Source organism: Caballeronia sp. J97 (assembly GCF_905220305.1).
Lineage (GTDB): Bacteria > Pseudomonadota > Gammaproteobacteria > Burkholderiales > Burkholderiaceae > Caballeronia.
The window spans coordinates 1-20518 of record NZ_CAJMZL010000057.1; the positions used below are offsets into that span (position 1 = coordinate 1).

At 62.5% G+C, this 20518-nt stretch carries 18 protein-coding genes; 12 read left to right on the forward strand and 6 right to left on the reverse strand.

The genetic code is table 11. The features are described from left to right. Nucleotides 1–587 precede the first annotated feature (587 nt). Entirely contained in the window at nt 588–2129 is a 1542-nt protein-coding gene (locus U4Y90_RS35180; RefSeq protein WP_321801664.1) for a DHA2 family efflux MFS transporter permease subunit, read from the reverse strand. A gap of 144 nt (nt 2130–2273) precedes the next feature. On the opposite strand from U4Y90_RS35180, the gene U4Y90_RS35185 reads away from it, so the two are divergent. From U4Y90_RS35185 to U4Y90_RS35195, 3 genes are all read left to right on the forward strand, one after another. After that, nucleotides 2274–2717, forward strand: coding sequence for a MarR family winged helix-turn-helix transcriptional regulator (locus tag U4Y90_RS35185; protein ID WP_061122936.1), 444 nt, complete (start codon nt 2274–2276; stop codon nt 2715–2717). A 109-nt stretch (nt 2718–2826) separates the two neighbouring features. After that, nucleotides 2827–3114 (forward strand): DUF4148 domain-containing protein, encoded by a 288-nt coding sequence (locus tag U4Y90_RS35190; protein WP_321801669.1) that lies wholly within the window; start codon nt 2827–2829, stop codon nt 3112–3114. Nucleotides 3115–3163: 49 nt separating this feature from the next. Then, a complete protein-coding gene (locus U4Y90_RS35195; protein ID WP_321801671.1) occupies nt 3164–5074 on the forward strand; it encodes a M60 family metallopeptidase in 1911 nt (636 codons plus the stop codon). 77 nt (nt 5075–5151) lie between these two features. Here U4Y90_RS35195 and U4Y90_RS35200 read toward each other — a convergent pair whose 3' ends face one another. Further along, nucleotides 5152–6033: an EAL domain-containing protein gene (locus U4Y90_RS35200; protein WP_321801673.1), complete on the reverse strand. Its 882-nt coding sequence runs from the start codon at nt 6031–6033 to the stop codon at nt 5152–5154. A gap of 415 nt (nt 6034–6448) precedes the next feature. Then, a complete protein-coding gene (locus U4Y90_RS35205; protein ID WP_321801675.1) occupies nt 6449–7570 on the reverse strand; it encodes a sn-glycerol-3-phosphate ABC transporter ATP-binding protein UgpC in 1122 nt (373 codons plus the stop codon). 255 nt (nt 7571–7825) lie between these two features. On the opposite strand from U4Y90_RS35205, the gene U4Y90_RS35210 reads away from it, so the two are divergent. From U4Y90_RS35210 to U4Y90_RS35240, 7 genes are read left to right on the forward strand one after another with little or no spacing between them, the layout of a single operon-like run. Further along, a complete protein-coding gene (locus tag U4Y90_RS35210) occupies nt 7826–9196 on the forward strand; it encodes a sugar ABC transporter substrate-binding protein (RefSeq protein ID WP_321801676.1) in 1371 nt (456 codons plus the stop codon). A gap of 28 nt (nt 9197–9224) precedes the next feature. After that, nucleotides 9225–10154, forward strand: a complete 930-nt coding sequence (locus U4Y90_RS35215) for a sugar ABC transporter permease (RefSeq protein WP_321801677.1) — start codon at nt 9225–9227, stop codon at nt 10152–10154. After that, nucleotides 10151–11017 carry a carbohydrate ABC transporter permease gene (locus tag U4Y90_RS35220; protein WP_321801679.1) on the forward strand — a complete coding sequence of 289 codons (867 nt, stop codon included), beginning with the start codon at nt 10151–10153 and terminating at the stop codon, nt 11015–11017. Before U4Y90_RS35215 ends, U4Y90_RS35220 begins: the two co-directional genes overlap by 4 nt. 51 nt (nt 11018–11068) lie before the next feature. Beyond that, nucleotides 11069–12049 carry a sugar-binding transcriptional regulator gene (locus U4Y90_RS35225; protein ID WP_321801681.1) on the forward strand — a complete coding sequence of 327 codons (981 nt, stop codon included), beginning with the start codon at nt 11069–11071 and terminating at the stop codon, nt 12047–12049. Between the two features lie 10 nt (nt 12050–12059). Continuing rightward, nucleotides 12060–12806, forward strand: a complete 747-nt coding sequence (locus U4Y90_RS35230) for an SDR family oxidoreductase (protein WP_321801682.1) — start codon at nt 12060–12062, stop codon at nt 12804–12806. A 31-nt stretch (nt 12807–12837) separates the two neighbouring features. Beyond that, the gene (locus tag U4Y90_RS35235; RefSeq protein WP_321801683.1) at nt 12838–13875 is read left to right on the forward strand and encodes an NAD(P)-dependent alcohol dehydrogenase; all 1038 of its coding nucleotides are present in this window, start codon (nt 12838–12840) and stop codon (nt 13873–13875) included. A gap of 34 nt (nt 13876–13909) precedes the next feature. Then, nucleotides 13910–14983, forward strand: coding sequence for an alcohol dehydrogenase catalytic domain-containing protein (locus U4Y90_RS35240; protein WP_321801684.1), 1074 nt, complete (start codon nt 13910–13912; stop codon nt 14981–14983). Between the two features lie 17 nt (nt 14984–15000). Here U4Y90_RS35240 and U4Y90_RS35245 read toward each other — a convergent pair whose 3' ends face one another. Genes U4Y90_RS35245 through U4Y90_RS35255 form a run of 3 tightly spaced genes read right to left on the reverse strand, consistent with a single transcriptional unit; the run spans nt 15001 to nt 18523 of the window. Then, entirely contained in the window at nt 15001–16080 is a 1080-nt protein-coding gene (locus tag U4Y90_RS35245; RefSeq protein WP_321801686.1) for an ABC transporter substrate-binding protein, read from the reverse strand. A gap of 55 nt (nt 16081–16135) precedes the next feature. After that, on the reverse strand, nt 16136–17158 hold the full coding sequence (locus tag U4Y90_RS35250) for an aldo/keto reductase (RefSeq protein ID WP_321801688.1): 1023 nt from the start codon (nt 17156–17158) through the stop codon (nt 16136–16138). A gap of 21 nt (nt 17159–17179) precedes the next feature. Beyond that, the gene (locus U4Y90_RS35255) at nt 17180–18523 is read right to left on the reverse strand and encodes a Rieske 2Fe-2S domain-containing protein (RefSeq protein WP_321801689.1); all 1344 of its coding nucleotides are present in this window, start codon (nt 18521–18523) and stop codon (nt 17180–17182) included. 135 nt (nt 18524–18658) lie between these two features. Here U4Y90_RS35255 and U4Y90_RS35260 point away from each other — a divergent pair, with 135 nt between their 5' ends. Together U4Y90_RS35260 and U4Y90_RS35265 are read left to right on the forward strand one after the other, a co-directional pair. Then, a complete protein-coding gene (locus tag U4Y90_RS35260; RefSeq protein ID WP_321801690.1) occupies nt 18659–19456 on the forward strand; it encodes an IclR family transcriptional regulator in 798 nt (265 codons plus the stop codon). A 42-nt stretch (nt 19457–19498) separates the two neighbouring features. Further along, nucleotides 19499–20464, forward strand: coding sequence for a PDR/VanB family oxidoreductase (locus tag U4Y90_RS35265; protein WP_321801691.1), 966 nt, complete (start codon nt 19499–19501; stop codon nt 20462–20464). Nucleotides 20465–20518: the final 54 nt, after the last annotated feature.

Genomic DNA, 20518 nt, shown 5'->3' on the forward strand with positions numbered 1-20518 from the left:
TGTCCTCAAAACGGAACCGAGCTTGGATCGCGCACGGTCCGTTCCATCGCACCGCGATGCTTGCGGGTTCAGCACGAAATAGCTCCGGCCCGCTTCGCGGCCGACGGATTCATCGGGTCGGCGCGTGCTTCTTTGCTAACGCTTCCATCTCACTGCAATCGCCTCTAGTTGGTTTCCCTTGCAGGCCCGGCGGCAGCGCGTAGCGCTGTGCCGAAGCTGTTTGGTGCTGAACCAGCGCCCTCAATGTAGTGGTTCGTCGGACCGTGCGCGATCCAAGCCGTGTTCTGCTTGTGAGGGCACTCGCTACGGGCGGACCATTAGACCAATCGCCTGTGCCGCGGCCGGTGTGAGGTACTTTGGATGGGGAGAGCTGCTTTCTTTGGTTACTTTCTTTGCAGCAGCAAAGAAAGTGACTGCCGCCCCGCACAGGGGCAGTGCTAATAGACCACCGCGAAAATGGGATCCGGCGAAATCAAATCAAAGCAAAGAAAACCAAAGCAAAGATGCCGCCCCGCACAGGGGCAACGCTAATAGACCACGAAGAAATCGGGATCCGACGAAATCGGCCACCGAAAACCTCAATACTCTCAATCCATTGCCGCATGCGCGACCGACTCCTCCGCAGCGGCCTTCCGCGCGGGCCGGATCAACAACAGCAACGGCACCACCATCAGCGTCGCAACGAACATCAGCTTGAAGTCGTTGAGATAGGCAATCATGGAAGCCTGCTGCGTGATCGTCTGATTGAGCGCCGCCATATCCTGCATGGACCCGCCCGACAAAATCGACTGCATCGCCGGATTGAACGGCGTCACCTGCGCGACAAGGTCCGCATGGGCGACCTGCGTGTTGCGCGTCATCAGCGTCTGCACGATCGAAATGCCGATACTGCTGCCGATATTGCGCATGAGGCTGTAAGTGGCGGTGCCATCCGCGCGCAACTCGGGCGCGAGCGTCGAGAACGTCAACGCCGACAGCGGCACGAACACTAGCCCCAGCCCGAAGCCCTGAATCACGCCCGGCCACACGATGTCGGATGCCGACAGCACAATCGTGTAATGCATCATCTGCCAGAGCGCGAACGCCGAAATCAGAAAGCCCGACAACAACAGCGCCCGTGCATCGATATGCTTCAGCAACCGTCCCGCGACGAGCATCGCGATCATCGTGCCCGCGCCGCTCGGCGCCGTGACGAGGCCCGTCGTCGCAACGGGATAGTTCATCAGGTTCTGCAGCATCGGCGGCAATAGCGCTCGTGTCGCGTACATCACCGCGCCGATCACGAAGATGAAGCACGTGCCGGTCGCGAAATTGCGATCCTTCAGCAACTGATACTTGAAGAACGAGCGCGCGCCCGCCGTCGCCGTGTGCGCAACGAAGAAGACGAAGGCGAGCGCCGCGAGCAGCGCCTCGATGCGAATCTCCATCGAGCCGAACCAGTCGAGCTGCTCGCCGCGATCGAGCATCGCCTGGAACGCGCCGATCGCGAGGCCGAGCGTCGCGAAGCCGAATGCATCGAATTTCACAGCGCGCCGCGCGACCTGCGTGGGCAGAAACGTCGACACGCCGAAGAGCGCGAACGCGCCGATCGGCACATTGATGAAAAACACCCAGCGCCAGTTGTAGCTGTCCGTGAGCCAGCCGCCGAGCGTCGGGCCGAGAATCGGGCCGACCATTACGCCCATGCCCCAGACGGCCATCGCCTGGCCCTGTTTCTCGCGCGGATTGATGTCGAGCAGGATCGATTGCGACAACGGCACGAGCGACGCTCCAAATACGCCCTGCAACAGCCGCGACCCGACGATCTGCGCGAGCGTCTCCGACAGGCCGCAAAACGCCGACGCCACCGTGAAGCCCGCAATCGAAATGCACAGCAGCTTCTTCACGCTCAGCCGGTCGGACAGCCAGCCGGTGAGCGGCGTCGCGATCGCGGCCGCGACGATGTACGAGGTCAGCACCCACGTGATTTCATCCTGCGACGCCGACAGCGCGCCCTGCATGTGCGGCAGCGCGACGTTCGCGATGGTGCTGTCGAGCGTCTGGATCAGCGTGGCAAGCATGATCGAGACGGTCAGCATGCCGCGGTTCAGAGGCGCCGCGGCGCTTTCCGTGGAAACTTCGGAGGACATGGACGTGACCGCCGGGCGGCGGCTTTATAAGTACGATTATGATAAGCAGGCTTATTATAAAGTGTGTGCGATGCCGCGCAATGCGGTCTACTACGGAGTGAGCAGCAGATGCACGCATCGAAATCTCTTACCTATAATCGCGCGATGGAAACCCAACTCGACAAGCGCTTCGGCTTTCTGGTCGCGGACGTGGACCGCCTGTGCGGCAACCGTTTCGACGTGCTGGCCAAGTCGTCGCTCAATCTCACGCGCGCGCAGTGCCGCGTGCTCGCGTATCTCTCGCATTACGGCGAGGTGAATCAGGCGCGGCTCGCCGGCCTCCTGGAAGTCGCGCCGATTTCCGCCGGGCGTCTGCTCGACCGCATGGAAGAGGGCGGCTGGATCGAGCGCCGGCTCAATCCCGACGACCGGCGCGAGCGCCAGGTGCGCATGACCGCGAAGGCGGAGAAGGCGCTGGACCGCGCGCGTCGCGTCGGCGACGAGATCACGTCGGAGGCGCTCGCGGGCTTCAGCCGGCAGGAAAGCGAACAGTTGATCGCGCTGCTGCAGCGCGTGCGTGGGAATCTGAGCCGCATCGTCGACCGGTGATCGTTTCGGCGCGTCGTGCTAACGTGGCGCGTATGGATCGCCGGTTGGCCGGGCGATCCTCGCAAGCGTAGTTGTTTGATTGTCGCCATCCATCCGGAGAAGATCGATCATGAACAAACGCACCGCACCGTTGGCCGTCATCGCCCTGTCCGTCGCCGCGCTCGTCGCGATGCCGGTCGCGCAGGCGCAGGACACGGCCGCATCCACGCCGAAAGAGATCAAGAAGGCCCAGCGCAAGGAAGCGCGCGCGAAGAAGAACGCCGAACTGAAGCAACTGGAGCAGAACGGCTACAACCCGGCGGGCGAGCAGACGAACTATCCGCAGAATCTGCAGAACGCGCAGTCGAAGATCAACGCGCAGAAGGCGGGCAAGCCGGCGCCGGCATCGACGCCGTGACCTGACGAGCGCCGTAGACACGGCCGACGTAGTAGCGGGGGACGCACCCATGCGATGGCTGTCCTGGCTGCCGTTGATCCTTGCGTTGTGCGACGCGCACGCGGCGTCGCGCTATTACGCGCCCATGTCGTTCTATCCGCACGATGCAGTGCGTGTTTCCCGCTTCGCGTCGACGCCCGGCGCCATGCAGATGCCCTACGGCGCCGGAGCGAAAGTCGAGGAAGGCGACTTTTATATCGTCTCGAACGCTTCGTTCAAGGCGTTGACCGCAGAGGTGCAGCGCGACGGCACGATCGCGCTGGTTCAATCGAACTGGACCCCCGAGCTCGCGGCGAACCAGATCTGGACCGTAGACAAGGAGGGCAGCGGCTTTCGCCTTTACTCGAAGCTCTACGGGCGTTACCTGACGCTCGGCACGCGCGTCGATCTCGAAGAGGCCTCGGGCGAAGCGCGCCAGAACTGGAGCATCGAAGCCGATGCCAACGCCGTGACCATCGCGGCAAGCGGCACGAAGACGGGGCTCGTGGTCGTGCATCATGCGTTGCGCGACGGCGCGTTCGTCGAAGCGAGTCCGCAAGCCGGGCAATGGCGTCTGTACAGAACGGTCAACGAACACGCCGACCATGCGTATCGCACGCTCGACGCAGCCGCGCGCTCGACCTACGACAATGTCGCCAGGCGCTATCACCTGAGCGCCTATGCGCCCGACGCGATCGAGGCCGACCGGCTCGGCGGCTTTCGCTGGACCGACTATCATCCGTCGGGGCTGTATGTGTCGAAGGGCGAGTCTGTCGTGATCGACGTGACGGGACTCGCCGGCGATGGTCCCGATGGTCTCGTCGTGATGGTCGGCAACAAGAACGGCTTCTACCGGCGGCAACCCGCGGGCGATCCCCAGCGGATTCTCGCGACGGAAGGGCGCAACGCGTTCGTCGCGTCGCGCGACGGCCTGCTCTACTTCGAGTACATCGACAGCGGATTCAACGAACGGCCGCGCACGTCCATTGATATATTCGTGCGCGAAGGCGGCAGGCCGGTGCCGTTTTATATCGAGGGCATGACGACGCCCGTCGAATGGCGCGCGATGCTGCAACGCGACGCCGATGCGCCGCTCGTCGAGATGGTCGGCGCGCGCACGATGTTTACCGTTGCCCGCGCGATGTACGACAAGGCCGGCGCGGCCGATCCCGCCGCGCTGCTCGGCTACGTCGAGCGCGTCATGAGCTATCACGACGAACTGTCCGGACTCGACGGATCGAGCACGCTCGATACGCCGTCGCCGTTGCGCGTGCATTTCGTGCAGGACGCGATCTCGACGCACGCGGAGTTGCAGAATGCTTATCTCTACGCGACCTACTACATGATCGGCCTGCCGATGAACAGCGCGGCCGAGACCGTGCTGAAGCCCGCGAAGGCCGACGAATGGGGCGTGTGGCACGAGATGGGGCACATGTATCAGCAATGGGACTGGACCTGGCCGGGCGTCACGGAGACGACGGTGAACATCTATTCGCTGCATGCGCTGGAGCGCCTGGGCACGCCGATGCCTTCGCCGTTGCTGCAGGTCGTCGATGCGCGCGGCAAGAAGAATCGGCTCGATCTCGCGGCGCAGTATCTCGCGCAGCCATCGCGCAATTTTCTCGACGACGCATCGTTTCCGGTGTCGTCGGAAGCGCTGTGGATCAGGCTCGTGATGTACGAGCAGTTGCGCCGCGCGCTCGGCGACGGATTCTATGCGCGGCTGCACAAGCTGTATCGGCTGCATCCGCTCGCGGAGAACGAAGGCGGCGACAGGAACGAAGTGCAGCGCTTCGCGCTGCGCGCGTGCATCGCGGCGAATCTGGATTTGACGGATTTCTTCGCGCGATGGGGATTGCCGGTCGATGCGAGCACACGCGCGGATATCGGCGCGCTGAAGCTAAAGACGCCGTCGACCGATTTGACGCGCACGCGGATTTGATGCGCAAAAAAACGCCGACGCAACATCGCGTCGGCGAAGTTCTGGCTTACGAGGGCTGCCAGAAACGCTTCAATGCTTCATGCCGCGTCCGCAAGCTGTAAATCGCGCGGTCCGTCGCGACGCGTCCTCGATTGCGCGGTCGGCCTGCCGATGCGCGCGCCCGGCACGTTATCGATGCCGAAGGCGGGCCGGGCGAGAAAGAAGCCTTGCGCAAGAACATGCGGCCACTGGGCGATCCACTGCGCCTGCGCGGCCGTCTCCACACCTTCGACGACGATCGCCACCTTGAGCCGCGTCAGCAACGCAAGCACCGACGAAAACACCAGCCGCGCATTGGGGCAGCGCGGCGCTCTGGCGAGCAGTTCCTTCGCGATCTTCACCGTCCCGAAATCGATCGGCCCGAGCGCGGCCAGACACGAATAGCCGGTGCCGAAATCGTCCATCGCGACGACCACGCCCTTGTTCTTCAGACGCCGCACGACTTTGGGCATCGACGGCATCCGCGTGAGATCTTCGCTCTCCAGCAGCTCCAGTTCGATGCAATCGGGCGTGACGCCGTGCGCGCGGCAAATCGACTCCATCCGGTCGGCGAAGCCGGGCAGCGCCGCGACCGATGGCGGCACGTTCACCGCCACGGAATAATGCGCGCCGCCGCGCGCGCGCCATGCGCCGATTTCGGACGCGACCGCGTCCAACACGAACCACGTGAGTTCGCGCATGATGTCGGCGTCCTTGAACGCCTCGCTGAATGCACCTGGCAGCAATACGCCGTACTCCGGATGACGCCAGCGGATCAGCGCTTCCATCTGCGCGAGCTCGCCGCTGTCGACCCGGTAGATTCCCTGATAGGCGATGCAGAATTCGCCGGCCTTGAGGCCTTCGATTATGCGATGCCCGAATGCATGATTTGAGTTCGGCGCGGCTTTCGCTTCAGGCGAGCCGTGTGTCGTTCTTTTCATGCTTTAGCCATCCCCTCCCAGTTGGTCGTGGAGGGGCTTGCACGAGTCGTGCCAGTTTCAGCGCCTATGGGCCATCGCACCGCGTAGCGTCACGCAAACGAACAGGTGAAGGCTTTCAGGCCGCTGCGAATGTGCTGCAGGCATCACATGCCGGCGGATTGCGCAACGAATCCGCAGGACGTTACGGGTTATGTGGGTTGGCGCACATAAGGCGGACGCGCAGGGGGCGGAATCGGCATGTCGTTTTGCAGTTTTGTACATGGCGATTCTGGAACATTTGTAATCCCGACTAGTGATGACCCGTCGCGGCGCGAGCGTCGGGCATGAAGACGCGGATAACAAGTAGTGCTGATACTGCATTTTCGACTTTCGCGGCGCCGGGAATCAACGAAGTGAAACGGTGCGGGCGCGCACGTCAGGCGGTCGCGGTCTCCGCGACGGGGCGCATGCGTTCGAGCGCGCTGCCATCCTCGCGGAACAGATGCACATGACGAATGCTGAAGCCTGCGCTGAGACGCTGCCCTTCGACGGCCGTCGATTCGCCCGAGCCCTTCACCTGGATCACGAGCGCGTTCGGCAGGCGCACATGCAGCAGCGTCTCGCCGCCGAGATGTTCGATCACCATCACTTCGCCCGTGAGACCGCTGTCGCTATCGCCGCCGCCCGCTTCGATGAAATGCTCGGGCCGGATGCCGAGCGTGAGCGTCTCGCCCGCTTTGACCGAGGACGCCGCGAACGGCAGCGTGAGCGGCTCGCCGCCGGGGAGCTCGATGGTGACGCCCGCCGCGTCCACGCGCATCACGCGCACATCCATGAAGTTCATCTTCGGCGAGCCGATGAATCCCGCAACGAAGCGATTGTGCGGCGTGCGATACAGCTCGAGCGGCGAGCCGATCTGCTCGACGCGCCCGTGATTCAACACGACGATGCGATCGGCCATGGTCATTGCTTCGGTCTGATCGTGCGTGACGTAGATCATCGTCGCGTTGAGCTGCTTGTGCAGCTTGATGAGTTCGAGGCGCATCTGCACGCGCAAGGCCGCATCGAGATTGGACAGCGGCTCGTCGAAGAGAAACACCTTCGGCTCGCGAACGATCGAACGCCCGATAGCGACGCGCTGTCGCTGACCGCCCGATAGCGCGCGCGGACGCCGTTCGAGCAACTGGCCGATCTGCAGAATCTCGGCCGCGCGATGCACGCGCTCCTTGATCTGCGCTTCCGGCAGCTTGAGCATGCGCAATCCGAACGCGATGTTCTCGTACACCGACATGTGCGGATAGAGCGCGTACGACTGAAACACCATCGCGACGCCGCGTTGCGACGGCTCGAGGTCGGTGACGTCCTCGCCGCCGATCAGCACTTGCCCTGAGTCGCTGCGTTCGAGTCCCGCGATGGTGCGCAGCAAGGTGGATTTTCCGCAGCCCGAAGGACCCACGAAGACCATGAACTCGCGATCGGTCACTTCGATGTCGACGCCCTTCAGCACGTCGACGCCGGCAAATGCTTTGCGGATCTGCTGCAGATGGACTGCGCTCATACGTTGTCTCCCGTTCTCTGCTGCGGCAACGCAGCATCGGATGTATCGCGGAATTTGTTCTTGACAACCTGTTCGCGCCAAAATATACAATTGTAAAACCGAAATTACAAGTGAAACGACGCGCACGGTTCGAAGCTCGCGAGCGCTCCGCGACTGCGCAATTTCTATGTCTTTGCCAGCAGCAAGAAGCTCGACCGAATCGAAGGAATCGAACTCGCAAGCCATATCCACTCGAAAAAAACCAAGGAGACAGGCATGAAAAAGCGCTTCATCCCGGCCACGCAACTCGGCCCGATCAAACACGTCGCGGCCGTCGCGCTACTGGCGGCGAGCGCGGCGTTCGCCGCATCGAACGCGCAGGCCTGGACCCTGAAGGAGGCGGCGCAGCCGTATTCCGGCACCACGATCAAGGCCATCTTTCTCGACCGTCCCGGCTACAAGGCCGCGCAACAACTGATCCCGCAGTTCGAGAAGGAGACGGGCATCAAGGTACGCTGGGAAGTGATTCCCTACGAGAACACGCGCGAAAAGGAAGTGCTCAACTTCGTCGGCGGCGGCGATCAGGACATCGTGCTCGTCGACGTCGTATGGATCGGCGAATTCGCGAGCAACAAGTGGCTCGTGCCGATCAAGAAGTTCACCGACGATCCCAAGCTCGCGGATCCGAATCTCAACCTGAAGGGCTTCTTTCCGATCCTGCTCGATTCGTTCGGCACGTGGGACAAGGTCACCTACGGCCTGCCGTTCGATAACTACTCGGGCCTGATGTTCTACAACAAGTGCATGTTGAAGGACGCGGGCTTCGACGAGCCGCCGAAAACGTGGGACGATCTCCTCAACACCTATGCACCGAAGCTCACGAAGGGCGACAAGTTCGCGTTCGCGCTGCAATCGCGGCGTGGCGAAACGCAATCGGCGGATAGCTTCATGCGCGTATTGTGGCCGAACGGTGGCTCGCTGCTCGATGCGAAGTTCAAGTCGAACCTAATGTCGGCGCAATCGCAGGCGGGCCTCGACTATCGGCAGAAGCTGATGAAGTACATGCCGCCGGGCATCGTCGATTTCGACCACGCCGAAGCAGTGAACGCGCTCGCGCAAGGGCAGGTGGCGATGATCACCGAATGGTCCGCGTTCTATCCGACGCTCACCGATCCGAGCAAGTCGAAGATCGGCAACTGTCTTGCGATCACGACCGAGCCGAAAGGACCGGCGGGATTGAAACCCGCGCTCGGCGGCTTCTCGCTTGCGGTGAATGCGAAGTCGAACGCGAAGAAGCAGGCCGCGTCGTGGCTTTTCATTCAGTGGATCACATCCGAAGCCATGGCGAAGCCTTATCTCGAAGCGGGCGGCGTGCCGGCGCGCATGGCCATCTATCAGGACAAGGCCGTGCAGGACAAGTATCCGTTCGTGAAGCCGATGGTCGAATCGTGGCAGGGCGGCGTGCCGGATTATCGTCCGCGTTTCCCGGAATGGCCGGCGATCTCGGAAGTCATCGGCGAATGGGGCAGCAAGATGATGCTCGGCCAGGTGACGGTGAAGGAGGGCGCGCAGACCATCGGTCAGAAGACCGAGGACATTCTGAAGAAAGCGGGCTATTACGACGGCAAGAAGCCTTTGCTGAAGTGATTTCGTTCACGGAACCGGAGGCGATCGAATGGCATCACCTGCAATGCACGCGCGAGGACCGCGCAAGCCCGCGCGCTACTTCGGCATTCTGCCGCGTTCGCCCGCGTTCTGGTTCCTGATCCCCGCGATCGCCGCGTTGGCGATCATCGGCATCTATCCGCTGCTGCTCGCGCTGTACAACTCGTTTCATCAGTACAAGCTCGCGGATCTCGGCTCGGGCACGCCGTTCGTCGGCGTCGATAACTACATCGCGACGCTGACCGACCCGACCTTCTGGGAGGCGCTCGGACGCACGGCGCTGTTCCTGTGCGTGACCTTGCCGATCGAAGTCGCGCTAGGGCTCTTCGCGGCGCTGTTGCTGCATCGCACGGAACTGCCGTGGATGCGCGCGGCCGCGCGCGTGAGCCTCGTCATTCCGATGGCGACCACGTATGCGGTCGTAGGGCTGATCGGCCGCCTCATCTTCAACCGGCAGTTCGGCGTCGCGAACTATCTGACGGGACTCGTCGGCATCGGGCCGCAAGACTGGCTCGCGGACCCGACACTCGCGTTCGTCTCCGTGATGATCATGGATATCTGGCAATGGACGCCGTTCTGCGCGCTGATCCTGCTTGCCGGACTCTCGATGGTGCCGAAGGAAGCCGAAGAAGCCGCGCGCCTCGAAACGCCGAAGTGGAGCATGATCCTCTGGCACTTGCAGCGTCCGTATCTGCTGCCGGGCCTCACGGCCATTCTCATTCTTCGTTCCGCCGACATGCTGAAAATGTTCGACGCCGTCTTCACGATGACGCGCGGCGGACCGGGCGCCGCGACGGAATTCATCAGCGTCTATATCCAGCGCGTCGGCTTTCGTCTCTTCGATCAGGGCATGGCATCGGCACAGGCGATCATCCTGCTCATTCTGACGATCGCGCTGTCGCGTCTTTATATCCGCTTCGTGTATCGGGAGGCCGCGTGAGCTCATCGAACATTCAGACCACGCAACGCGCAAAGCGGGCACGCGCTGCACGAAAACGCGCCACCGTATGGCACTTCATCGGCCTCGTCGTCGTGTTTCTGTCGTCGGTGTTTCCGTTCTACTGGATGGTCACGACGAGCCTGAAAAGCCAGGCCGATGCGCTCGCGTATCCGCCGAAATGGCTGTTCTCGCCGACCTTCCATCATTACTCGGCGGCGCTGTTCGAGCATGACGTGGCGGGCAGCCTCCTGAACTCGCTCATCATCGCGAGCAGCACCACGGTTCTCGCGATCCTGCTCGGCACACCCGCCGCGTATGCGCTCGCGCGCTACGAATTCCGCGGCAAGGAAGACCTGTGGTTCTGGTTCATCTCGAACCGCATGGTGAGCCCGGTCGTGCTCGCGGTGCCGTTCTTCCTGATCGCGACGAAGCTCGATCTCGTCGATACGCATATCGTGCTGATCCTGCTCTATCTGACCTTCTCGCTGCCGATCGTCGTATGGATCTGCACGGACCAGTTCCGCAATATTCCTGTCGAGCTCGACGAAGCCGCGCGTCTCGATGGCGCATCGCCGTGGCGCGTGTTCTGGCGCATCAATCTGCCGCTCGCGATGCCGGGCATCGTCGTCTCGGCGATCTTCGCGTTCATCTTCTCGTGGAACGATCTGCTCTATGCGCTCGTGCTCACGCGCAGCGACGCGATCACGTCTCCGGTGGCCGCGACGAGCTACATGAGCGGCTATGAATTGCCGTGGGGCGAGATCATGGCGACGGGCACGCTGATCGTGCTGCCGATGGTGGCGTTTGCGTTGGCCGTGTCCGGGCGACTGGTGCAAGGGCTCACGATGGGCGCGGTGAAATAGAATCGCGTGGCCTTTCATTGAACAACGGATAGCATGACCATAAGCATGAGCATGAGCAAGAGCGCACCGCCCATCGCCGTCGCGGAAGCGGACGATTCCATCGATTCGGAAGAAGAACTGCAGGCGCGCGTCGCGTGGCATTACTACGTCGGCAATTTGACGCAACAGGAGATCGCGCAGCGCATCGGCAGCAATCGCGTGCGCGTGAACCGCCTGCTGGCCGCGAGCCGCGAGTCGGGCCTCGTGCAGATCACCATCAACAGCAAGATCGCACCGTGCGTCGCGCTGGAAGAAGCGCTCGCGAAGCGCTTCGGCCTCGAATGCGCGGTCGTCGTGCCGAGCGGTGCGAACAACGAAGCGAACAATGCGGCGCTCGGCATCGGCGCGGCTTCGTATTTCGCGAAGCAGATCGTCGCCGGGCAAACCATCGGCCTCGGCTGGGGACGCACGATCCGCGCCGTGCTGCGCGCGATGCCGCAGCGCACCTACGGACCGGTGTCGGCGGTGTCGTTGCAGGGCGGCCTGTCCCATTGCCCGAGCATCAATACGTTCGATATCGTCTCGGACTTCGCGAACATCTGCCGCGCCGACGGCTATCTGTTCGCCGCGCCGATCTACGTGAGCAGCCAGAAGGCGCGCGACGTGATCCTGCAGGAAGAGACCGTGCGCGAGACATACGAACTTGCGCGCAATGCCGACCTCGCGTTGCTGACATGCGGCGATCTGACGGAATCGCTCGTCGTGACTTACGGCATCGACAATCCCGAGCAATTGCGCACGTTGCAAAAGGCGGGCGCTGTCGGCGACATGCTCGGTCATTTCATGGATGAAGACGGCGAGCTGATCGATCATCCGCTGAATCGCCGCACCGTCGCGATCACGCTGGAGGATCTGCGCAAGATCAGGCGCGTGATTCTAGTGAGCGGCGGCAAGAAGAAGTTTCATGTGACGCGCGCGGCGTTGCGCGGGCGCTATCCATCGGTGCTCGTGACCGACGAAGACACCGCACGACGTCTGTGCGACGAGCCTTGAAGACGACACCATGACGACCATCGACAGAAATCGCGAACTCGCGGGCAAGACCGTGCTCGTCACGGGCGCGGGCAAGGGCATCGGCCATGCGACCGTTCATCTGCTGATCGAACGCGGTGCGCGCGTGATCGCGTTGAGCCGCAGCGCCGCCGATCTCGATGCACTGAAGAACGAAACGAACTGCGAAACCATCGCCGTCGATCTGGCCGATGCCCATGCCGCGCGCGAGGCGGCGCGCGCGGTACAGCCGGTCGATCTGCTCGTGAACAACGCGGGCATTGCCGTGCTGGAGCCGTTTCTCGACACCACGATCGAGGCCTTCGATCTGACGATGAACGTGAACGTGCGCGCCGCGATGATCGTCGCGCAAGAGTGTGCGAAGAACATGATCGCGCGCGGCGTCGGCGGATCGATCGTCAATGTATCGAGTCTGTCGGCGAATGTGGGTTTCGCGCTGCACGCGTCGTATTGCGCGTCGAAAGGCGGACTCGATGCAATGACGCGCGTGATGGCCAACGAACTCGGCCCGCATGGCATTCGCGTGAACGCCGTGCTGCCGACCGTCACGATGACGCCGATGGGCGAGCGCGCCTGGAGTGATCCCGTGAAATCCGCACCGATGCTCGCGCGCATTCCGATGAAGCGCTTCGTGGAACCGCTGGAAGTCGCGCGCACGATCGCGTATCTGCTCTCCGACGATTCGAGCATGGTCAACGGCGTGAGCCTGCTGGTCGACGGTGGATTCCAGTCCTGCTGAGACTGCACATTTCTCTATCAAAGGAACGACGATGGAAGCATTGGTTCTCGAGGAAGCGAAGCGCATCAGCTTGCGTCCGTTCAGCTTGCCGCAGGTCGTGGGCCTGCGAGACGTGCGCATCAAGATTCATACGGTAGGCATCTGCGGCAGCGACATTCATTACTATCAGCACGGCCGCATCGGACCGTTCGTCGTGAATGAGCCAATGGTCCTGGGACACGAGGCATCGGGCACGGTCGCCGAAGTGGGCGAGGAAGTGAGGCATCTGAAAGCGGGCGATCGCGTGTGCATGGAGCCGGGCGTGCCGGACATGGAATCGCGCGCATCGCGTGAAGGTCTCTATAACCTCGATCCGAAAGTGCGCTTCTGGGCGACGCCGCCGGTGCATGGATGTCTCGCGCCGTATGTCGTGCATCCGGCCGCGTTCACCTACAAGCTGCCGGACAACGTGAGCTTCGCGGAAGGGGCGATCGTCGAGCCGTTGTCGATCGGATTGCAAGCCGCGAAGAAGGCCGCGATCAAGCCCGGCGACGTGGCCGTCGTGCTCGGCGCGGGCACGATCGGGATGATGTGCGCGCTCGCCGCGCTGGCGGGCGGATGCAGCCGCGCGATCGTCTGCGATCTCGTGCCGGAAAAGCTGGAACTGATCGGTGGCGTGCAAGGCGTGACCGCGGTGAACATCCGTGAAAAGCGCGCGCTCGATGTCGTCAGGGAACTGACCGATGGCTGGGGCGCGGACATCGTGTTCGAAGCGAGCGGCAACGAGAAGGCGTTCGACGGCATCGTCGATCTGCTGTGTCCGGGCGGCTGCCTCGTGCTCGTCGGCATGCCGCAACGCGCTGTGCCGCTCGATGTCGTCGCGGTGCAAATCAAGGAAGCGCGCATCGAATCGGTGTTCCGCTACGCCAACATTTTTCCGCGTGCGATTCAGTTGATCGCGTCCGGCAAGCTCGATGTGAAGCCGTTCATCTCGCGCACGTTTCCGTTCGCGGAAGGCATCAAGGCATTCGAGGAAGCGGCGAGCGGCGTGCCGACCGATGTGAAGGTGCAGATCGTACTGGAAGAGTGATTGCCCGATTCGCATAGCGATACGGAGACACGCCATGGCCGATTCAGAGATGACCGCGATCGTTTGCCGCGCGCCGAAGGACTATCGCGTCGAGCGCGTCCAGCGCCCGCGTCCTGCAAGAAACGAACTCGTGATCCGCATCGCGGCATGCGGCATTTGCGCGAGCGACTGCAAATGCTGGTCGGGCGCGAAGATGTTCTGGGGCGGACCCAATCCGTGGGTGAAAGCACCGGTTATCCCGGGACACGAATTCTTCGGTTACGTCGAGGAACTGGGCGAGGGAGCGGAAGAACATTTCGGCGTGAAGAAGGGCGATCGTGTCATTGCCGAGCAGATCGTGCCCTGCGCGAAATGCCGCTATTGCAAATCGGGCGAGTACTGGATGTGCGAAGTGCATAACATCTTCGGCTTTCAGCGCGAAGTCGCCGATGGCGGCATGGCCGAGTACATGCGCTTTCCACCGACGGCGATCGTCCATAAGATTCCGGACGGCATTTCGCTCGAAGATGCGGCGATCATCGAACCGCTCGCGTGCGCAATCCATACGGTGAACCGCGGCGATATCCAGTTGAGCGACGTCGTCGTGATCGCGGGCGCGGGGCCGCTCGGCCTGATGATGGCGCAGGTCGCGCATCTGAAGACACCGAGGAAGCTCGTCGTGATCGATCTGGTCGAAGAGCGTCTTGCGTTGGCACGCGAATACGGCGCCGACATCACGATCAATCCGAAGACCGACGATGCGCTCGAGACGATCCACTCGATCACCGACCGCTACGGCTGCGACGTGTATATCGAAACGACCGGCGTGCCAGCGGGCGTGTCACAAGGGCTGGAGTTGATTCGCAAGCTCGGCCGCTTCGTCGAGTTCTCGGTGTTCGGCGCCGATACGACCGTCGACTGGTCGATCATCGGCGATCGCAAGGAGCTCGACGTGCGCGGCGCGCATCTCGGCCCCTATTGCTATCCGATCGCGATCGATCTGCTCGCGCGCGGCCTCGTCACGTCGAAGGGCATCGTCACGCATGGCTTCACGCTCGACGAGTGGGACGAGGCCATCAAGATCGCGAATTCGCTCGACTCGATCAAGGTGCTGCTCAAGCCGAAATGACCTCCGGCATAAGCGCCTCACGATCCCGATGCATGCAGGAAGATCTGATTGAACGTTCTGTTCCACTGGCCGCGCTCGTGCATCGACATCGCCGGATCGACGAGCGCGACGTTCACGCCCTGCATCGGCGATGCGACATTGCGATTGGTCGGCACATAGTCGCGTGAAACGAGGATGCGCTGCGCGTCGACGGACAGCAGGTAGTCGTACAACAGCAGCGCGGCGGCCGGATGCGGCGCATGCGTCAGCAACGCGACGCCGTTCGCGCGCGCCGCCGCGGGCTGCAGCACGAACCAGTCGATCGGCGCGCCACGGCGTTTCGCCTGCGCCGGCATGTAGTTGTAGACCTCGAGCGCGAGCGGCACTTCGCCGGCCACCACGAGATTGTTCAACAACGAGTTGCCGGTGCGCGCGGCGACGCCGTTCGTATCGACGAGCGTGCGAAAGAACTCGATACCTTTGTCGCGGCGCATCTGCGTGGCGACGGTCGCGAACCAGTCGCTGCTCTTCGCTTCGATGCCGAGCTTGCCTTTCCAGTGCGACGCGAGCAGATCGTCGTAAGTCTTCGGCAGATCGGCGGGCTTGATGAGGTGCGTGTTGTAGGCCTGCACCCATACCGAAAGCATCGTCGATGCCCATTGCCGATGGTCGGGCACCACGTTGGGCGCGAGTTCGGCGAGCACCGGCGATGAAACCGGCGTGAGCAGCTTCTCGCGGCGCAGCGCGTCGAGATACGACGAGCCGGTGTGCACCGCATCGACGATATGGCGATGCCCCTGCGATTCCGCGACGATACGCTGCACGACCTGTTCGTCGCCCGCGCGCCATACGTTGACCTTGATGCCATAGCGCGCTTCGAACGGATCGATGAGCGGCGCGACGTCCGGCTGCGCGATCGACGTATAGAAGTTCAGCTCGCCTTCTTCCTTTGCGGCAGCGAGGATTTTCTCCGACCGGTCCGGACCGTCGTATGACGCGAGCGCGAGATTCGGCTGTGACTGCGCTTCCTTCGCGCCGGCCGTGAGCGGCAGGCCCGCCGCGCCGAGCGCGAGCGTTGCGCCGGCGAGGCGCATCGCGTCTCTTCTCGTCATTCTCATGGGGACGTGAACCTCCTTCGCTCCGGGATCGTTGCGCTTGAAATCCTATGCGGCATCATGACTCCGTTTCGGCGAAATTGCTTTGCCATACGCGTTCGAGCCGCGCGTTGAGCTCATCGGCGAAAGGGCCCATGCCGGACGCCGCGCATAGCTCCTTCAGTTGTTCCATCGACGAGAATCCGCCGAGCGCGGTCGTCACGCCGGGATGCGCGAGCACGAAGCGGAAAGCGGCCTGCGCGAGAGTAATGCCGGATTCGCGTGCGAGAAAGCTCACGCGCGCGGCGCGCTCGCGCATCGTGCCGGCATCGGCGGCGTTGCCGGAGATATCGCGCGCGAGAGGATGATGCGCCGCGCCCGAAACGCTCTGATCCGACAGGAAGCCACGCGCGAGCACGCTGTAGATCGCGGCGCCCGCGCCCGCTTCGAGTGCATCGTCGAGCACGCCGCCGCCGTCCTTGTCGACCGCAAGGTTTGCGGGCAGCACCATGCCCGCGCTCGGATTGAGCAGCGTGTAGGGCACGTTGAGCATGCTGAACATGCCGGTCGCGAGCAACTCACGCACGTAAGGCGCATCGTTGCCGCGACAGACGAAGCCGAGATAACGCACCTTGCCGGCATCGACGAGACGCCTCAAGCCTTCGAGTGCGCCGCGCGGCCCGAGAAAATGCCGCACGCCCAGCGTGTGATAGTCACGGCCCATCGGTGCGCGCGATCCGCACACGGGCGCATTGTGGATCTGCACCACATCGAGCCGATCGACACCGATCTCTCTCAGGCTCGATTCGACGGAATGCACGACATGCCCGGCAATGTCGTCGAGATTCTCCGCGCGTATTTCGACCTTCGAGTTGATCAGGGGCCGCGCGCGGAGCGTGCGCAGCACGCGGCCCAGATTCGCCTCAGCGCCGATGTAATCGGGCGCGACGTCGAAGTAATTGATGCCGGCTTCGAGCGCGGCTTCGACGATGCGCAACTGCTCGTCCGCGTTGCCGCGCACCATCAATCCCGCATTTCCGCCGCAGCCGAAGCCGATCTCCGACGCCTTCAGATCCGTGCGCCCGATGCTTCTGAATTTCATCGCGAGGTTCTCCGCACGTGATCAGGTCGTGCTCGCGCTGGCTTCGCGTGCGGCGATCTCCGCTTCCTCGATGCGGCGATGCAAGTCCTTCACGTCTTCGATGATCGGGCCATAGCGATCCGCATCGTCGTTGAAGAAGCCGCGATGATAGAGCTTGCGGAAGTTGTGCTTGAGAAGCGGCTTGCTGTAATCGGGCGCTTCGCCCGATCCGTAGATGATCTCGGGCGATCGATCACGCCAGAAGTTGATCGGTTCCAGCCCTTCCTCGACGCGACGAATCTGCTCGTCGAGTTGCTTGCGCAGCAGCACGATGGGGATATCCGTGCGACCGAGCAGCTCCTGCGAGCGATCCGTGATCGGGCCTTGCGCGTCCCACACGAGCGCATCTTGTGCGAGCACGTAATCGAGGATCGGCTTGCCGTTCTCATCGTGACGCGGGGGCTCGTACCACGGCACGCTGTCCTGCTTCGGCGCTTCGACGCCTGGCGGCGCTGCATAGACCTGATAGCAGATGTGGTACGTGTGCTCGTCGTCGATCGGCACGCGAATCTGATACTCGCTTCGCGGCGCGCCGGTCTTGCCCGTCTGCGTGAAGAACGGGAAGATCACGGTCGAGTGTTCGCGCGTGTAGTCCTCTTCCGCGCCGAGATCCTTGGAATAGCGCACGCCCTTCGAGATGCCGTGCGTGCTCGGGTTCGCATACAGCTCCTTGATGCCGATGCCTGTCTTCAACCGCGTGTGCAGCGTATGCTCGGCGCGCGCGGCCGCGTCCTCATAACGTCCCTGTTTTTCCAGCACGTACTGGAACATGTGGCCGTGCGCCCATGCGCTGTGCGTCGGATCGCCGGTATTCTCGTGACACTGCAGCCAGTTGCAATCGATCTTCATGATCGCGATCTGGCGAATCGCGTTCGGCCATACAAAGAGATCCCAGCGCGGCAGCGCGGGCGCGCGCAATGGACCGAGATAGGCGAACACGAGTCCACCCAGCTCCTGCACCGGATAAGCCTTCAGCTTTTGCTTGATTTCGCCGCGCGGCGTGGCTTCCATCGGCCGTTCGACGCATTTGCCGTCTTCGTTGAAGAGCCAGCCGTGATAGGGACAGCGCAGCCCGCACTGGTCGGGGATGCCGAACTTCAGATCGACATTGCGATGCAGGCAGCGATCGCCGATCAGACCGAGTGTGCCGCTCTTGTCCTTGTAGAGCACGAGATCTTCGCCGAGCACGCGCACCTTGTGCACCGGGTCTTCATCGTCGAGTCGCGAATAGGGCGCAATCGGAATCCAGTAGCGCCGCATCAGTTCGCCGCCCGGCGTACCCGGGCCGACGCGCGTGAGTCTTTCGTTCATCGCTGCACTTAGCATGTTCCGTCTCCGTGTTCAGGTGAATGCAGATTAGGGTTCGAGTATCGTTCTGACAAGCGGCACAAATTCTGTTGGACAGAACCACGTGCCAGGGCTATAAATTCGCTCATGACCAGCGAGCGTGGAGACGAAGCGATGAACCTCGAATACCCGATGCAAGCAGCGCATGCGGATACGTCATTCGATGAGGCGAGCGAGATCGAAGACAAGCGTCCGCGTGTCGAAGCGGTGGAACGTTCGCTCGCGATCCTGCAATGCTTTCGTTTGCCCGGCGAAGCGCTTTCTCTCGCGGTGCTCGCGCAGCGTTCGGGCTTCTACAAGAGCACGATCCTGCGGCTGTGCGCGTCGCTCGTGCATATGCGTTTTCTGGATCGCGATGCCAGCGGTCATTTCACGCTGGGGCCGGAACTGCGCCGCCTCGGCGCGCTGAGCCAGGCCGATGTGAGTCTCGAGGATCTGGTGCGTCCTGCACTGCAGAAGCTGTCGACCTTCACGCGCGAAACGGCATCGTTCTACGTGCGCGATGGCGACGAACGCATCTGTCTTTATCGCGTGAATTCGCCGCGTTCGGCGCGGCATCACCTCGACGAGGGATCGCGGCATTCGTTGAAAGGCGGCGCGGCGGGCCGCGTGCTGTGGGCGTTCGATCCACAATCGCGCGGCGAGGAAGCGAGCATGTCGGTGCGTTCGCGCGGCTGGGTCGTTTCGAAGGGCGATCGCGATCCCGATCTGGCTGCGGTCGCGGTGCCGCTGCTCAATGAACGCGGCGAATTGCTCGGCGCGTTGACGGTGTCGGGGTTGCTCACGCGCTTCACGACCGATCAGGTGAAGGTGTTCCGCAAGATGCTGCTCGATACCGCTGCGGCGCTCAAGCCGCGTCTGCCGATGAAGAGCGTGCTCGCGAGCGCGGCAAGTCGCATCGAACGGAATTGAACGAGCGTCGCAGTGACGCCGAATGCATGGAGGAATGGTTTCATGTCTTTGCAGATGAGCGCATCCGATGCGCCGATGAACATGCGTGTGACGGCCATCCGTTACGCCGCCGACGATATCAACGTCTATGAGATCCGCCGTCCCGACAACGCGGCATTGCCGCGTGCGGAGCCGGGCGCGCATATCGATGTGCACATGCCGAGCGGGCTCATGCGTCAGTATTCGCTCGTGACCGCCGATGGCGACGAGCGCGCGTATCTCATCGGCATCAAGCGTGATCGGGCGAGCCGGGGCGGGTCGCGTTTCATGCACGAGCAATTGCGCGTAGGGCAGATGCTCGATATCGGCGGGCCGCGAAATAACTTTCCGTTGTGCGAGACGGCGGCTCATACCGTGCTGATCGCGGGGGGCATCGGCATTACGCCGATCTGGTGCATGGCGCAGCGTCTGATGCGCTTGAATCGGTCGTTCGAGTTGCACTATGCGTGCAGGGAGCGCAGGGAAGCGGCGTTTCTCGATACGTTCTCCGCGTTGCCGCAGGCGAATTTGCATTTCGATTTCGAGCAGGATGGCCGGGTGCTCGATATCGCCGCGATCGTCGCCGATGCGCCGGAAGGTTCGCATTTTTATTGCTGTGGGCCGCAGCCTATGCTGGCCGGGTATGAAGCGGCGACCGCCGAGATTGATCAGGAGCGTGTGCATATCGAGTACTTTGCGCCACGGGCGGCGGCGGCTTGTGAGGGCGGTTATGTCGTGCAGTTGCATCGCACGGGGCAGCAGTTCGAAGTGCCGCCAGGGAAGACGATTCTTCAGGTTCTGCGCGAAGGCGGCGTGTCGGCGCCTTATTCGTGTGAAGAGGGAATTTGTGGGGCGTGTCAGGTCGATGTGATCGAAGGCACGCCGGATCATCGGGATAGTGTGCTCAGTGAGCGGGAGCACGCAGCTGGAGATACGATGTTGATCTGTTGTTCGGGGGCGAAGAGTGGGCGGTTGGTGATTGATTTTTGATTTTTTTCTCGCTGGATAGCTCGGTCGTATTGTTTTGATTTCGCCGGATCCCAT

Excerpts from the sequence above, each read along its gene's own strand:
- U4Y90_RS35210 (WP_321801676.1), top strand. The coding sequence starts at position 7,826 with ATGAAAAAGCGCTTCATCCCGGCCACGCAACTCGGCCCGATCAAACAC.
- U4Y90_RS35180 (WP_321801664.1), bottom strand. The coding sequence starts at position 2,129 with ATGTCCTCCGAAGTTTCCACGGAAAGCGCCGCGGCGCCTCTGAACCGC.
- U4Y90_RS35205 (WP_321801675.1), bottom strand. The coding sequence starts at position 7,570 with ATGAGCGCAGTCCATCTGCAGCAGATCCGCAAAGCATTTGCCGGCGTC.
- U4Y90_RS35265 (WP_321801691.1), top strand. The coding sequence starts at position 19,499 with ATGTCTTTGCAGATGAGCGCATCCGATGCGCCGATGAACATGCGTGTG.
- U4Y90_RS35200 (WP_321801673.1), bottom strand. The coding sequence starts at position 6,033 with ATGAAAAGAACGACACACGGCTCGCCTGAAGCGAAAGCCGCGCCGAAC.
- U4Y90_RS35195 (WP_321801671.1), top strand. The coding sequence starts at position 3,164 with ATGCGATGGCTGTCCTGGCTGCCGTTGATCCTTGCGTTGTGCGACGCG.
- U4Y90_RS35245 (WP_321801686.1), bottom strand. The coding sequence starts at position 16,080 with ATGAGAATGACGAGAAGAGACGCGATGCGCCTCGCCGGCGCAACGCTC.
- U4Y90_RS35230 (WP_321801682.1), top strand. The coding sequence starts at position 12,060 with ATGACGACCATCGACAGAAATCGCGAACTCGCGGGCAAGACCGTGCTC.
- U4Y90_RS35185 (WP_061122936.1), top strand. The coding sequence starts at position 2,274 with ATGGAAACCCAACTCGACAAGCGCTTCGGCTTTCTGGTCGCGGACGTG.
- U4Y90_RS35260 (WP_321801690.1), top strand. The coding sequence starts at position 18,659 with ATGAACCTCGAATACCCGATGCAAGCAGCGCATGCGGATACGTCATTC.
- U4Y90_RS35240 (WP_321801684.1), top strand. The coding sequence starts at position 13,910 with ATGGCCGATTCAGAGATGACCGCGATCGTTTGCCGCGCGCCGAAGGAC.
- U4Y90_RS35235 (WP_321801683.1), top strand. The coding sequence starts at position 12,838 with ATGGAAGCATTGGTTCTCGAGGAAGCGAAGCGCATCAGCTTGCGTCCG.
- U4Y90_RS35225 (WP_321801681.1), top strand. The coding sequence starts at position 11,069 with ATGAGCAAGAGCGCACCGCCCATCGCCGTCGCGGAAGCGGACGATTCC.
- U4Y90_RS35255 (WP_321801689.1), bottom strand. The coding sequence starts at position 18,523 with ATGCTAAGTGCAGCGATGAACGAAAGACTCACGCGCGTCGGCCCGGGT.
- U4Y90_RS35215 (WP_321801677.1), top strand. The coding sequence starts at position 9,225 with ATGGCATCACCTGCAATGCACGCGCGAGGACCGCGCAAGCCCGCGCGC.
- U4Y90_RS35250 (WP_321801688.1), bottom strand. The coding sequence starts at position 17,158 with ATGAAATTCAGAAGCATCGGGCGCACGGATCTGAAGGCGTCGGAGATC.
- U4Y90_RS35190 (WP_321801669.1), top strand. The coding sequence starts at position 2,827 with ATGAACAAACGCACCGCACCGTTGGCCGTCATCGCCCTGTCCGTCGCC.